Source organism: Labrys sp. KB_33_2 (assembly GCF_052114505.1).
Taxonomy (GTDB): Bacteria; Pseudomonadota; Alphaproteobacteria; order Rhizobiales; family Labraceae; genus Labrys.
Map to the genome: position 1 here is coordinate 1 of NZ_JBFREW010000041.1, position 13676 is coordinate 13676.

Here is a 13676-nt window from a genome sequence, read left to right on the forward strand (position 1 = left end):
CGCCAGGCCCTGATGGGCGGTTTTGCCGCCTCGCGTATCCTGGAAGTGCATGGCGAGCGCATGGTCAAGCGCACCTTCGATCCGGGCTTCCGCATCGCCCTGCACCAGAAGGATCTCAATCTCGCCTTGACCACGGCCCGCCAGCTCGGYCTYTCCCTGCCCAACACCGCCACCGCCCAGGAAYTGTTCAATGCCTGCGTCTCGCATGGCGGCAAGGATTGGGACCATTCCGCCATGGTGCGGGCCCTCGAACTCATGGCCAACCACGCCGTCACCACCACGACCAACTGAAACTGAAGACCCGCAAGGCGGGCGTCAACTCTTTGTTTTTGCGCATTTTTTTAATCGAAAAGTCTATCACCTTTTCTGAAAAATGCTCTAGGGGAGCGACATCATGAAGATCTGCATCTACGGCGCCGGCGCGATCGGCGGCTACATGGCAGTGATGCTGCAGCAGGCGGGTGCCGAAGTCTCGGTCATCGCACGCGGAGACCATCTCAAGGCCATGCAGGCCCGCGGCCTCAAACTGCTCGTCGACGGGCAGGAACTGACGGCTTCGCCCACGGCCACGCAGAACCCGGCCGATCTCGGGCCGCAGGATTATGTGATCGTCACCCTCAAGGCGCACCAGGCCTGGGAATCGGCGGAAGCGCTCAAGCCGCTGCTCGGCCGCGACACCGCCGTCGTCACCGCCCAGAACGGCGTGCCCTGGTGGTATTTCTACGGCCTGCCCGCGCCTCATGGCGACACCCGCCTCGCCAGCGTCGATCCGGGTAACCGGCAGTGGCAGGCCATCGGCCCCGAGCGGGTGATCGGCTGCACGGTCTATCCGGCCACCGAGATCACCGAGCCCGGCGTGGTCAAGCACATCTACGGCAACCAGTTCGGCCTTGGCGAGCCCAACCGCACGGAGAGCCTGCGCGTGGCCAGGCTCGCCGAAGCGATGACGGCCGGCGGCCTGAAGCCCCGGCTCTACGAGGATATCCGCGACGACATCTGGCTGAAGCTCTGGGGCAATCTGTGCTTCAACCCGATCTCCGCCCTCACCCATGCCACGCTCGACGTGATCGCGACCGAGCCGGGCACGCGGGCGCTGGCGCGCGCCATGATGGTGGAGGCCGAGCAGATAGGGCTCAAATTCGGTGCACGCTTCCGGGTCGGCGTCGACCGGCGCATCGACGGGGCGGCAGGGGTCGGCGCCCACCGCACCTCGATGCTGCAAGATCTCGACAAGGGCCGGGCGCTGGAGATCGACGCCCTGCTCACTTCGGTGCAGGAAATGGGGCGCATCGCCGAGATCGCGACGCCGCATATCGATGCCGTGCTCGCTCTGGTGCAGCAGATGGCTCGGGTCAGGGGCCTCTACCCCACCTTCCCGCAAGAGGTGGCGCCGGCTCCGCTGCGCGCCGTCGGCCAAGCCTGACCGGGCACGACGAACATTGTCGAAAGGCGGCGACGATCTCGCCGTCTTTCGAAAATCCCTCATGCCATCACAGAGAGGCAAGACCGCCATGTCGCAATGGATCCGTTTCGAGGAAGACGGGCAGGCCCAGTTCGGTACGCTCGAAGGCGATGCCATCCATGTCCATCGCGGCGACATGTTCGGCATCGCCGCCGCCACCGGCCGTACGCTGCCTTTGGCGAAGGCCAGGATCCTTGCACCGACGGTGCCTAGCAAGATCATCGCGCTCTGGAACAATTTCCACCAGCTCGCCGCCAAGCTGAATGTCGCCGTGCCGCCGGAGCCGCTCTATCTGCTCAAGGCGCCCACCAGCGTCACCGCCCCGGGCGCGACCGTGGCAAGGCCTTCTTCCTATGATGGCCGGGTCGTCTATGAGGGCGAGCTCGGCATCGTCATCGGCAAGCCTTGCAGCAACGCTTCCGAGGAGGAAGCCGCGGACGCCATCTTCGGCTATACCTGCGTCAACGACATCACCGCCGGCGACATCATCACGCGGGACTCGACCTTCGCCCAATGGGTTCGCGCCAAGAGCTTCGACGGCTTCGGGCCGTTCGGTCCGGTGATCGCCACCGACATCGATCCCGCCACCCTGGTGGTGCGGACGCTGCTCAACGGCGATGAGCGCCAGAACTACCCGATCGCCGACATGGTCTTCCCGCCGGCCAGGCTGGTCAGCCTGATTTCCAGGGACATGACCCTCTTGCCGGGCGACCTGATCTGCTGCGGCACCTCGCTCGGCGTCGGCGCCATGAAGGAAGCGCAGAACGATGTCCGCGTCAGCATCGAAGGCATTGGCTGCCTAGAGAACCGCTTCGAGCAGTAAGCAACGAAGAAGCCGGGTGTGCGGGCATCTTGCCCAATCCAAGCAAATACCGACAGAAAGAAAGAGCGAGAAAGATACCCGTAGACGCGAACCTAAGCTGGAAGAGCGCCAGTTCTTTACCCTCCCCTGGAGGGGGAGGGTCGACGCGAAGCGTCGGGGTGGGGTGAAATTGCATAGGTCGTGAAGAGGATAACCGCAATTTCTTACAAAGGCGTCACCCCACCCCGGGCTTCGCCCGACCCTCCCCCTCCAGGGGGGGGTAAAGAACTAGCGCCTTCTCGGTTTAAGTTGTCGCCTTTGGGCATCCTGCCCGCGCACGCGGCGAAATTGCTTTCAAGCCGCTTTCGCCTTCGCGGCGAGCGCCCGGCCAATCGTAGCGCCGACCAGATGCGGGCTTGACGCAACGGTAATACCGGCCTTCTCGAAGGCGGCGATCTTGGCGTCGGCCCGGTCACGGCCATGCATGGTCAGGGCACCGGCATGGCCCATGCGTCGCTCGGCCGGGGCATGCAGCCCGACGACCAGGCCGACAATCGGTATGGCCGGCCTGACAGAGGCGACATAATCGGCCGCTTCCTGTTCTTCCTCGCCGCCGATCTCGCCGATCAGCACGACGCCCTCGGTCTTGGCATCGGCAAGGAACAGTTCGAGGCAATCGCGCATCGACAGGCCATGCACGGGGTCGCCGCCGACCCCGACGGTGGTCGACTGCCCGAGACCCGCGGCGGAGATCTGGGCGATCACCTCGCTGGTCAGGGAGGCCGAGCGCGAGATGATGCCGACGCTGCCGGGGCGCTCGCTGCCGGTTGCCATCACGCCCATCTTGCACAGGCCCGGTGACAGGATCCCCTGCGAATTGGGGCCGATCAGCCTAGTCTTCGATCCGGCGAGCGCATGGCGCACCCTGATCATGTCGAGTACAGGCACCCGTTCGGTGATGGCCACGACCAGCGCGATCTCGGCCTCGACAGCCTCGATGATGGCGGCACTTACCCGGGCCGGCGGCACGAAGACCATGCTGGCATTGGCGCCGGTCTCCCTCGCGGCTTCGGCGACGCTATCGAACACCGGCGCGCCGAGATGGGATTGCCCGCCCTTGGCGGGCGTGACGCCGGCCACGACCTTGGTACCATACTCGATCATCGCAGCAGTATGATGGGTTCCCGCCCAGCCGGTCATGCCCTGGCAGACGACGCGGGTTTCATTGTCGATGAGGATAGCCATTTCGCCCTCCCGTGCGCACCAACGGCGCTATCGCGTTATTTTGGATTTATCAGTCTAAAACTGCAGCAAAATCGCCGTCAGCGTGCGGCGGCGACGGCCTTCGCGGCTGCCATCCACATGTCCGGGCATTCGATGATGCGGCAGCCGAAATTGGCGAAACGCGAGCGGGCATAATCGGCATTGTTGCCGGCAAGCCTGGTCACCACCGGCAGCGTGCGCCCGGCCCGGCGCATGGCGATGCCGAGACCTTCGGCAACCGTGTCGCAGGACTGCATGCCGCCGCCATGCACATTGATGAGCAGTGCGCGCACCTGGGGATTGTCGAGCAGCAGGCCGAAGCCATGCGCGATGTCGAGGCTGGTTGCCGTGGTGCGGATATCCATGAAATTGGCAGGCGCGCCGCCAGCGGCGTGGACGAGGTCGACCGTGGCAAGCCCGAGCCCGGCACCATTGGCCGCGATGCCAACGGTGCCGTCCATGCGGACATAGTTGAGCTGGCGCTGGCGGGCCTTGACCTCGTATTCGTCGCCATCTTCCTCGCGCAGCTCCGCCAGGGAAGCCTGGCGGAACAGGGCATGGTCATCGATGATCATCTTGACGTCGAGCGCCAGCAGCCTGTCGTCGGCGGTCAGGACCAGCGGGTTGATCTCGATCAGGCTGGCGTCGAGTTCCAGGAAAGCGCGTCGCAGGCCATCGGCAAGATTGGCGAAAGCTTCAGCCGGCGTCCCGACCAGGCCCAGGCGTGCCGCGACGGTACGCAGTTCCTCGATCCTGACTTGGCTTCCATCCCCGAATGACAGGCGCTCCAGGCCATCTTCTCCGGCCAGGACACGATCCTCGATGTCGTCACCGCCAGCGCCACTCGCGGCAAGGACAAGGGTGCCGCTGGCGGCATGCACGCTGAGCGACAGATAGAAGCTGCGGATGTGGTCGACGGCCGCCTCTACCAGTACGCGTTCGACAACGCGCCCATGCGCGCCACTCTGCTCGGTGACCAGACGCCGGCCTAGCAGCGCTTTGGCCGCCTCCTCCGCCGCCTCGGGAGAGGCAACGATAGGGACGCCCCCGGCCCGGCCACGGCCACCCGCATGGATCTGCGCCTTCACGGCGAAACGGGAACCACCGAGGCGACGTGCCACCTGCCCGGCCTCGCCGGCCGTGATGGCGACGGCACCCTGCGGCGCCTCGACGCCATAGGATGCCAGGATCTGCTTGGACTGGAACTCGTGCAGTTTCATCATTCCCTCCCATGCATGGATATCGTTGGTATCTGGTATAACGTATACCAGATACCAAAAACTGTCAAAGCGGAAAGTCTGGGAGCGCGAATGGAGTACCGCCCTGGCGTGCCGGTCCTCAGACCGGCATGGAAATGCCATGCTTGCCTGCAAAGGCACGGGCCGGTCTGGAGATAGCCCCACCGACACAAAAAAGGGCGGGCACCACCACGGCACCCGCCCCATCATCTCAGCGGGACAACCTCACTCCGCCGCCATGGCCACGGGATTGCCAAGCGCACCGCTTCCGGCGACCTCGTCGATCCGGTGCTGATCGAAGCCGAGGACGTCGCGCAGAACCTCCTGCGTATGTTCGCCCAACAGCGGCGAGCGCTCGACCACGGTGGGGCTGTCGGAGAGCTTGATCGGATTGCCGACCGAGAGGTAAGGCCCGCGTTCGGGATGGTCGACCTCGACGACGGTCCCCGTCACCCTGAGCGAGGGCTCATTGGCGATCTCGCGCATTGACAGGATCGGTCCGCACGGGATGTCGTATTTGTTGAGGATATCCATCGCCTCAAACTTGTCCTTGGTCTCCGTCCATTTCTCGATGGTGTCGAAGATGGAACGAAGCCGCGGCAAGCGCGCTTCCGGCGTGGCATAATCGGGATCGGTGATCCACTCTTCCTTGCCGATCACCTTGCAGATCGCGCCCCAGACCGGCGCCTGGGTGATGAAGTAGATATAGGCGTTGGGATCGCTCTCCCAGCCCTTGCATTTGAGGATCCAGCCGGGCTGGCCGCCACCCGACGCATTGCCGGCGCGCGGCACGGCATCGCCGAATTTGCCATTGGGATATTGCGGATATTCCTTCATGGGCCCGCGTTCGATGCGCTGCTGGTCGCGCAGCTTCACCCGGCACAGATTGAGCACGCCGTCCTGCATGGCGGCATCCACGCGCTGGCCGCGCCCCGAATGGGTGCGGTGGTAGAGCGCGGTGACGATGCCGAGCGCCAGATGCAGGCCCGTGCCTGAGTCGCCGATCTGGGCGCCGGTCACCAGAGGCGGGCCGTCATCGAAGCCGGTGGTCGAGGCCGCGCCGCCGGCGCATTGGGCGACATTCTCATAGACTTTGCAGTCCTGGTAGGGACCGGGGCCGAAGCCCTTGATCGAAGCCACGATCATGCGGGGGTTGAGTTCCTGGATGCGGGCCCAGGAAAAGCCCATGCGGTCGAGCACGCCGGGGGCGAAATTCTCCACCAGCACGTCGCAGCTCCTGACGAGTTCCTCGAGCACCGCCTTGCCGGCCTTGTTCTTGGTGTCCAGCGTGATCGAGCGCTTGTTGTGGTTGAGCATGGTGAAATAGAGGCTGTCGACATTGGGAATGTCGCGCAGCTGCGTGCGGGTGATGTCCCCCACGCCGGGCTTTTCGACCTTGATCACGTCGGCACCGAACCAAGCCAGCAACTGGGTGCAGGTCGGGCCGGACTGGACATGTGTGAAATCGAGGATGCGCACGCCTTCGAGTGCTTGTCCCATGGTTCCCTCCTCGGAAATATCATCTGTTATGGCGAGGGAGCGGGATGGCCTGGCCAGGGCACCTGTTGCAAGGTTGGCCGGCCATTCCGCGGTCTCACTTGTACATGGTCTGGTTCTTGGTGCCCGGCGCGTATTCGTTCGGATCGACCCAGATGTTCACCAGTGCCGAGCGTCCCGTCTTGGCCATGGCATCCCGGGCCCGTCGCAGCGCCGGCTGGATCTCGGCGGGGTCGCGGACTTCCTCGCCGTGATTGCCGAGCATCTGGGCAAATTTCGAGAAGGCCACGTCGCCGAGCTTGTTGCCGACATTGCCGCGTTCCTCGCCATATTTGGCAACCTGGCCATAGCGGATCTGGTTCATCGAGGAGTTGTTGCCGATGACGGCCAGATAGGGCGCCCCGAAGCGATCGGCGGTTTCCATGTCGAAGCCGGTCATGCCGAAGGAGCCGTCGCCGTAATAGCACAGCACCTCCTTGTTGGGATTGGCGAGCTTGGCCGCCAGGGCAAAACCGGTACCGACGCCGAGCGAACCGAGCGCGCCCGGATCCATCCACTGGCCCGGTCCGCGTGGACGCACGGCCTGGGCCGAGATCGTCACCACGTCGCCGCCATCGCCGATATAGATGGTGTCCTCGCCGAGGAACTCGTTGAGCTCATAGGCGACGCGATAGGGATGGATCGGCGTCTGGTTGGAGAGGAACAGAGGCATCAGCTTCTCGGTCGCCACCGCTTCGGCGTCCTGAAGCATCTGCATCCATTGCTGGCGCAGCTGGCGCTTGCCCTTGTCCATGCGCCCGGAAGCCGCCTGCAGCACGGCGCCGAGGATCGCACCGGGGTCGCCGACCAGGCCGAGATCGATGTCGCGGTTCTTGCCGACGGTGCGGTAATCCATGTCGATCTGGATGAGCTTCAAGTCCTTGCTGATGCGCTTGCCATAGCCCATGCGGAAATCGAAGGGCGTGCCGACGATGACGAGCACATCGGCCTTGGCGAAGGCGAGCGAGCGCGTGCGGTCGAAATGGTGGGGATCGCCGGGGGGCAGCAGGCCGCGGCTGGCGCCGTTGAAATAGCCGGGAATGTCGAGCCCGCGTAAGAGCGCAATGGCCTCATCCTGCCCGCGGCCGGTCCAGACCTGCTGGCCATAGAGGATGGCGGGGCGCTCGGCGCCAACCAGGATATCGGCGAGTTTTTCGATATCGGCGGGATCACCGATCGACTTGGTCGAGGCGCGATAGCTGCCGGAGGCCGGCAGGACCGCGCGGTCGAGGGAGACTTCCCGGTCGAGCACGTCACGCGGGATCTCGAGATAAGACGGGCCATAGGCACCGGCGAAACATTCGCGCGCCGCCATCGAGATCATGTCCGCCACGCGTTCGGTGGAGGAGACCGTCGCGGCGAATTTGGTGATCGGCTTCATCATGTCGACATGCGGCAGATCCTGCAGCGACCCCATCTTGTGCTGGGTCAACGCACCCTGCCCGCCAATATGCAGAACCGGGCTTTCCGAACGGAAGGCGGTGGCGATGCCGGTCATCGCATTGGTGCAGCCTGGACCGGCCGTGGTAACGACGCAGCCGAGCTTGCCGGTCTGGCGCGCATAGCCATCGGCGGCATGGGCGGCAACCTGTTCGTGACGCACGTCGACGATGCGGATGCCTTCGTCAAGACAGCCGTCATAGATGTCGATAATATGCCCCCCGCACAGGGTGAAGATCGTATCGACGCCCTCGGCCTTGAGCGCTTTGGCGACGAGATGTCCGCCGGAGACAACGCTGCCGTCGCGGGCTTTTTGCTTGAGCGTATCTTCGGCCGTCGTGGTCACGGGCTTTTGCAGTGCTGTAACCGTTGCCATTGGGGCAATTCCTCCCGTTGTTCTTCGCAACGATATGCCGCTGAAAGCATCGGCCGGCTTGTTGCCCATCGCATAGGAATGGACGGGATCAACTGTGCCGATATCGCCTTCTACTTGGCGGAGTGACGCCATGGCATGCCGTATGTCTCAACATTGGCATGCCAGATACCAGAGTGTCAATCCGAATTTTCCGGCCTGCGTGGCGGCTGGCATCGGCCTTTTCCACTGCCATGAGGAAAGATGAATTCTCTTTTATTTCAATGGCTTGACAGTCAACTCCAAGCGAAAATCGCGTAGAGTTACGGCAGCAGGGAAGCACGATTTTGCCGGCTTGAAAGACCGTCTCTGCAGCCAAGCTCGCGTGATGATGGTGTGCGCGAATTCATGCCGCGATGCAGTAAAGCTTATAAGAAAGCCTCGAATTTTCGTGTTTAGTGTGGAGCTACCGCTAAACCAGTTTCAGCCTATGTCGCCCTGCCCAACAGGGACACTGACGGCCCGGAGGTAAGTGGCGGTTGTTTACTTCGCATTGCAAAGAGCGCATGACTGCAATGCAACATCGGCGCTTTCCATCTGGGCTCTGGCATGCCAGATTCGCAGCAACAAAAAATCTTTCCTCGAACCCCAACGCGGAGAACGACCATGACCAGTTCTGCTCTGTCCCGTAGCCCCGCCGCCCGTCCGCTGTCGGCCCGTATCTGGACTGCCTTCTCGGGCTTCCTGATGAAGATGGCCCAGGCCGATATCCGCGCCGGCTCCCGCGAGCCCTTCGGCCTCTGAATACTCTGGATCGTCGCTGCCGTGCCTCGCCATGGCCTGGCACGATGGTCCCGAAGACGGCGCTGGTGAAAACGATTCGACTGGGATCGCTGGTGGGCCACTCGATTGACAGGCCCTCTCTCCAATTGTCGAAAGCGTGGGCCGGCTGGACGCGATCACGCCGCTTCGGCGCAGCCAGACGCATTGTCTGGAGAGCAAATTCGAATCTGGCATGCCAGAAGATTATATCTAAGAATCGACTATTCCTACCTTATTTACGACATGGGGCAGCGTTGCGACTGCTTCCCTGCAACTTTTTTTGATCTATTCGCAACTGCGCCGGCCATCGAAGTACGCGGAACGAAGATCTCAGTTCTTTCCGTAACTTGATGCCGATCGTCTTTCCTGCTCATCCGTGCTGAAGCCCCCTGGAAGACGTCTCTTCCGGGGCCGTTCGGCATGCGTCGATGAAAAACGACGCTTGCCAACTGGCATGCAAGATACCAATATGCCCTCACAACCTGCTTAATGGAGCCTGAGCTCCGTCCAACCTCCAACAAAAACCAAGGGGGACTGCAATGGTAGGGTCGCAAGGAGAGGAAAGCCTGCCGAAGGTATCCAATGCCTTCCGCTGGACACAGCTTGCAATCGGCGTCGTCTGCATGGTGATGATCGCCAACCTTCAATATGGCTGGACATTCTTCGTTCCCGACATCCAGAAAACGTTCGGCTGGGACAGGGCCGCGATACAATGGGCGTTCACCTTGTTCGTCCTGTTCGAAACCTGGCTCGTGCCGGTCGAAGGCTGGTTCGTCGACAAATACGGGCCGAAACTCGTGGTGGTCTTCGGCGGCGCGCTCTGCGCCATCGGCTGGGTGATCAATTCCTACGCCACCTCGCTTTCTCTATTCTATCTCGGGCAGATCATTGCCGGTATCGGCGCCGGCGCCGTCTACGGTACCTGCGTAGGCAATGCGCTGAAATGGTTCCCGGACAAGCGCGGCCTGGCGGCCGGCATCACCGCAGCCGGCTTCGGCGCCGGCTCGGCCCTGACCGTGGCCCCCATCCAGGCCATGATCGCCAATGACGGGTTCCAGGCTGCCTTCTTCTGGTTCGGCCTCGGCCAAGGCATCATCGTCATCATCTTCGCGCTATTCATGCACACGCCTCGCAGCGGCCAGGTGCCAGCTCCGGTGCAGAACAAGAACATCGTGCAGACCCGCCGCAATTTCGCACCGACCGAGGTACTGCGCCAGCCAATTTTCTGGCTGATGTACTTCATGTTCGTGATCGTCGGGGCCGGTGGCCTGATGGTAACCGCCAACCTCAAGCCCATCGGTGCCGATCTCAAGCTCGACGGCATCCCGGTCTCGCTGTTCGGCCTGACCATGACAGCCGTAACCTTCGCCGCGACGCTCGATCGTATCCTCAATGGCCTCACCCGTCCCTTCTTCGGCTGGGTGTCGGACAAGATCGGCCGCGAGAATACCATGTTCATCGCCTTTGCGATGGAAGGGGTCGGCATCTACCTGCTGTACAAATTCGGCCATGACCCGGTCTGGTTCGTGCTGCTCAGCGGCTTCGTGTTCTTCGCCTGGGGCGAGATCTACTCCCTCTTCCCCTCGACCTGCACGGATACGTTCGGCTCCAAATATGCGGCCACCAATGCCGGGCTGCTCTACACGGCCAAGGGAACGGCCGCCTTGCTCGTCCCCTTCGCCAACGTCCTGCAGCAGCAGACCGGTAGCTGGGACCTGGTGTTCCTCATCGCAGCCGGTGCCAACATCCTGGCTGCTGTCCTCGCCATCGGGGTGCTCAAGCCCTGGCGGGCGGGCGTGGTGCGCAAGCACGAATTGCAACAGCCGGCGAGCACCGCAGCCGCATAACCCTCGCGTGGCGGGCATCAACAGCCACGTCCGATCATCAAAAGCCGGTGCCGCCGACAGGCACCGGCCGGGATTATCGAACCCGATCCCAGGCTGCATTCTTCGTCACGATCGCGACACGATGCTCCAGCGGCGTTGAGGCCCTGGATCCTCCGACATGCGGCCAAGAACCGAATACGGTTCTTCGCACTCAAGCACTTGCCGCCCGCCAGATTTGTCGGGATTCGCAAAGACAAGCCTAAACAAAGAGTTCGAGCAAAAGTGCGTTTCCTTCAAAGCCTGCTTTAGGCCTCGCACGACAGCCAAGACCGGGCTTGACAAACTCAAATCTGGCATACCAGATACCAGCAATTCGAATTCTCGCCGATAGGACGACGCTTCGAACCGGCAACGACCAGGGAGAAACCCCCATGAACATCCAGGCGAAACCCGCGCATTCCATCCAGGCCGATGTCCGGGCCGTTCTCGATGCCGTCAAGGCATCCGGCCGCACCAGCCTCACCGCACCAGAAGGCAAGCTCGTCTGCGACGCCTACGGCATTCCCGTGCCGCAGGAGGGGCTGGCGCGTTCCGGCGCCGAGGCCGCCAAGCTCGCAGGCGACATGGGCTTTCCGGTCGTCATGAAGATCGTCTCGCCGGACATCCTGCACAAGACCGAAGCCGGCGGCGTGATCGTCGGGGTGGCCTCCGCGGCCGAAGCCGAAGCCGCCCACGACAAGATCCTCGCCAATGCTAAGGCCTACAAGGCCGATGCCCGTATCGAGGGTGTCCAAGTCCAGCAGATGCTGAGGAGCGGCCAGGAAGTCATCATCGGCGCCGTGACCGACGACAGCTTCGGCAAGCTCGTCGCCTTCGGCCTCGGCGGCGTGCTGGTGGAGGTGCTGAAAGACATCACCTTCCGCCTGGCGCCCATCGACCGTGACGAGGCTCTGTCCATGCTCGACGGCATCCAGGCTGCCGAGATGCTCAAGGGCGTGCGCGGCGGCGATCCGGTCAATCGCGATGCGCTCGCCGACACGCTGGCGAGGGTTTCGCAGCTCGTCACCGATTTTCCAGAGATCACCGAGCTCGATCTCAATCCGGTCTTCGCTACCAAGGATAGTGCCGTCGCGGCCGACGTCCGCATCGTGGTGGACTTCGAGGTCAGGCCATCCCGCCCCCGGCCCTCGCAGGAGGCCATCGTTACCGCGATGAACCGCATCATGCGCCCCGAGGCCGTGGCTGTGATCGGCGCCTCCTCCGAGGATGGCAAGATCGGCAATTCGGTGATGAAGAACCTGATCAATGGTGGCTACAAGGGCCAGATCTATCCGATCCACCCCAAGGCCGACGAGATCCTGGGCTACAAGGCCTATAAGAGCGTCAAGGATGTGCCCGGCACCATCGATACGGCCGTCTTCGCCATTCCCGCGAAATTCGTGGCGGGCGCCCTGATCGAATGCGGCGAGAAGGCCATCCCGGGCGCCGTACTCATTCCCTCGGGCTTTGCCGAAACCGGCAATGAGGAGGGCCAGCGCGAGATCCAGGAGATCGGGCGCAAATACAATATCCGCCTGATGGGACCGAACATCTATGGCTTCTACTATACTCCATCCAATCTCTGCGCGACCTTCTGCACCGCCTATGACGTGAAGGGCTCGGCGGCCCTGTCCTCCCAGTCGGGCGGCATCGGCATGGCCATCATCGGCTTCTCCCGCTCGGCCAAGATGGGTGTTTCGGCCATCGTCGGCCTCGGCAACAAATCCGACATCGACGAGGACGACCTGCTCACCTTCTTCGAGCAGGACGACAACACCAAGATCATCGCCCAGCATTGCGAGGACCTGAAGGACGGCCGCGCCTTCGCCGAAGTCGCCAAGCGCGTCTCCAAGAAGAAACCGGTGATCGTGCTCAAGGCCGGCCGCACCTCGGCCGGCGCAAAGGCGGCGAGCTCCCACACCGGCGCGCTTGCCGGCAATGACCGCATCTATGAAGACGTCTTCAAGCAGGTCGGCGTCATCCGCGCCCGTTCGCTGCGACAATTGCTGGAATTCGCCCGCGGCGTGCCGATTATGCCAACGCCCAAGGGCGAAAACGTGGTCATCATCACCGGCGCCGGCGGCTCGGGCGTGCTGCTCTCCGATGCCTGCGTCGACAACGGCCTGTCGTTGATGTCGATGCCCGATGATCTCGACGCGGCCTTCCGCAAATTCATCCCGCCCTTTGGCGCCGCCGGCAATCCGGTCGACATCACCGGCGGGGAACCGCCCTCGACCTACAAGAACACCATCAAGCTCGGCCTGGAAGACGACCGCATCCACTCGATCATCCTTGGCTATTGGCACACCATCATCACGCCGCCGATGACCTTCGCCAAGCTGGTGATCGAGGCCAAGGAAGAGATGAAGGCTCGCGGCATCGAAAAGCCGATCGTTGCTTCCCTCGCCGGCGACGTACAGGTCGAGGAAGCTTCCGAATATCTCTATGCCCATGGCGTGCCAGCCTATGCCTATTCCACCGAGCTGCCGGTGGAAGTGCTCGGCGCCAAATATAAATGGGCTCGCGGGGCTGGGTTGCTCTGAGGCCAGGCTTGCTGATGACGTCGACGCACCGCGCCGGCGTCGTTCACCCCCTCCTCCCTCAATCGAACAGCCCATCCAGCCTGTGCTCCCTCATCGGGATCGCGGGAATGGCGGAACTATGCCTCATGACCGGCAGGCACCATCCCATGACAGCGACGAGGTCCAAGAAGAATGAACATCCATGAATACCAGGCGAAGGCGGTTCTGAAGGAATTCGGCCTGCCCATATCGAAGGGCGTGCCTGCGCTGACGGTTGAGGAAGCGGTGAAAGGGGCCAAGGAGCTTCCGGGTCCGCTTTATGTGGTGAAGTCGCAGATCCATGCGGGCGGGCGCGGCAAGGGCAAGTTCAAGGA

11 protein-coding genes are annotated in these 13676 nt (G+C 62.9%); 7 read left to right on the forward strand and 4 right to left on the reverse strand.

All coding sequences use genetic code 11. The annotated features are described in order from the left end of the window. The 3 genes from AB4037_RS34005 to AB4037_RS34015 all read left to right on the forward strand — a co-directional run. Positions 1-291 (forward strand): NAD-binding protein (locus tag AB4037_RS34005; RefSeq protein ID WP_441774572.1); only part of this gene is annotated, 291 nt, incomplete at its 5' end. A gap of 103 nt (positions 292-394) precedes the next feature. Further along, complete coding sequence (locus AB4037_RS34010; RefSeq protein WP_441774573.1) at positions 395-1423, forward strand: 2-dehydropantoate 2-reductase; 1029 nt, start codon at positions 395-397, stop codon at positions 1421-1423. An 88-nt stretch (positions 1424-1511) separates the two neighbouring features. After that, positions 1512-2285 carry a fumarylacetoacetate hydrolase family protein gene (locus AB4037_RS34015; protein WP_441774580.1) on the forward strand — a complete coding sequence of 258 codons (774 nt, stop codon included), beginning with the start codon at positions 1512-1514 and terminating at the stop codon, positions 2283-2285. A gap of 333 nt (positions 2286-2618) precedes the next feature. Here AB4037_RS34015 and sucD read toward each other — a convergent pair whose 3' ends face one another. The 4 genes from sucD to AB4037_RS34035 all read right to left on the reverse strand — a co-directional run bounded on the left by sucD (position 2619) and on the right by AB4037_RS34035 (position 8117). Continuing rightward, on the reverse strand, positions 2619-3509 hold the full coding sequence (gene sucD / locus AB4037_RS34020; protein ID WP_441774574.1) for a succinate--CoA ligase subunit alpha: 891 nt from the start codon (positions 3507-3509) through the stop codon (positions 2619-2621). 77 nt (positions 3510-3586) lie between these two features. Then, a complete protein-coding gene (gene sucC / locus AB4037_RS34025) occupies positions 3587-4750 on the reverse strand; it encodes an ADP-forming succinate--CoA ligase subunit beta (RefSeq protein ID WP_441774575.1) in 1164 nt (387 codons plus the stop codon). 240 nt (positions 4751-4990) lie between these two features. Continuing rightward, positions 4991-6265: a formyl-CoA transferase gene (gene frc, locus AB4037_RS34030; protein ID WP_441774576.1), complete on the reverse strand. Its 1275-nt coding sequence runs from the start codon at positions 6263-6265 to the stop codon at positions 4991-4993. A 94-nt stretch (positions 6266-6359) separates the two neighbouring features. Further along, on the reverse strand, positions 6360-8117 hold the full coding sequence (locus AB4037_RS34035; protein ID WP_441774577.1) for a thiamine pyrophosphate-binding protein: 1758 nt from the start codon (positions 8115-8117) through the stop codon (positions 6360-6362). A gap of 642 nt (positions 8118-8759) precedes the next feature. On the opposite strand from AB4037_RS34035, the gene AB4037_RS34040 reads away from it, so the two are divergent. The 4 genes from AB4037_RS34040 to AB4037_RS34055 form a co-directional block, all read left to right on the forward strand. After that, the gene (locus AB4037_RS34040; RefSeq protein ID WP_441774578.1) at positions 8760-8897 is read left to right on the forward strand and encodes a hypothetical protein; all 138 of its coding nucleotides are present in this window, start codon (positions 8760-8762) and stop codon (positions 8895-8897) included. A gap of 557 nt (positions 8898-9454) precedes the next feature. Continuing rightward, a complete protein-coding gene (oxlT, locus tag AB4037_RS34045; protein ID WP_434955193.1) occupies positions 9455-10762 on the forward strand; it encodes an oxalate/formate MFS antiporter in 1308 nt (435 codons plus the stop codon). A 410-nt stretch (positions 10763-11172) separates the two neighbouring features. Continuing rightward, complete coding sequence (locus AB4037_RS34050) at positions 11173-13323, forward strand: acetate--CoA ligase family protein (protein WP_441774579.1); 2151 nt, start codon at positions 11173-11175, stop codon at positions 13321-13323. Positions 13324-13494: 171 nt separating this feature from the next. Next, the coding region (locus AB4037_RS34055) for an ATP-grasp domain-containing protein (protein ID WP_441773170.1) at positions 13495-13676 on the forward strand (182 nt) is incomplete at its 3' end.

What these genes read in the sequence shown, in the direction of transcription:
- AB4037_RS34010 (WP_441774573.1), top strand. Translation starts at nt 395, where the DNA reads ATGAAGATCTGCATCTACGGCGCCGGCGCGATCGGCGGCTACATGGCA.
- frc (WP_441774576.1), bottom strand. Translation starts at nt 6,265, where the DNA reads ATGGGACAAGCACTCGAAGGCGTGCGCATCCTCGATTTCACACATGTC.
- sucD (WP_441774574.1), bottom strand. Translation starts at nt 3,509, where the DNA reads ATGGCTATCCTCATCGACAATGAAACCCGCGTCGTCTGCCAGGGCATG.
- AB4037_RS34050 (WP_441774579.1), top strand. Translation starts at nt 11,173, where the DNA reads ATGAACATCCAGGCGAAACCCGCGCATTCCATCCAGGCCGATGTCCGG.
- AB4037_RS34015 (WP_441774580.1), top strand. Translation starts at nt 1,512, where the DNA reads ATGTCGCAATGGATCCGTTTCGAGGAAGACGGGCAGGCCCAGTTCGGT.
- AB4037_RS34035 (WP_441774577.1), bottom strand. Translation starts at nt 8,117, where the DNA reads ATGGCAACGGTTACAGCACTGCAAAAGCCCGTGACCACGACGGCCGAA.
- sucC (WP_441774575.1), bottom strand. Translation starts at nt 4,750, where the DNA reads ATGATGAAACTGCACGAGTTCCAGTCCAAGCAGATCCTGGCATCCTAT.
- oxlT (WP_434955193.1), top strand. Translation starts at nt 9,455, where the DNA reads ATGGTAGGGTCGCAAGGAGAGGAAAGCCTGCCGAAGGTATCCAATGCC.
- AB4037_RS34040 (WP_441774578.1), top strand. Translation starts at nt 8,760, where the DNA reads ATGACCAGTTCTGCTCTGTCCCGTAGCCCCGCCGCCCGTCCGCTGTCG.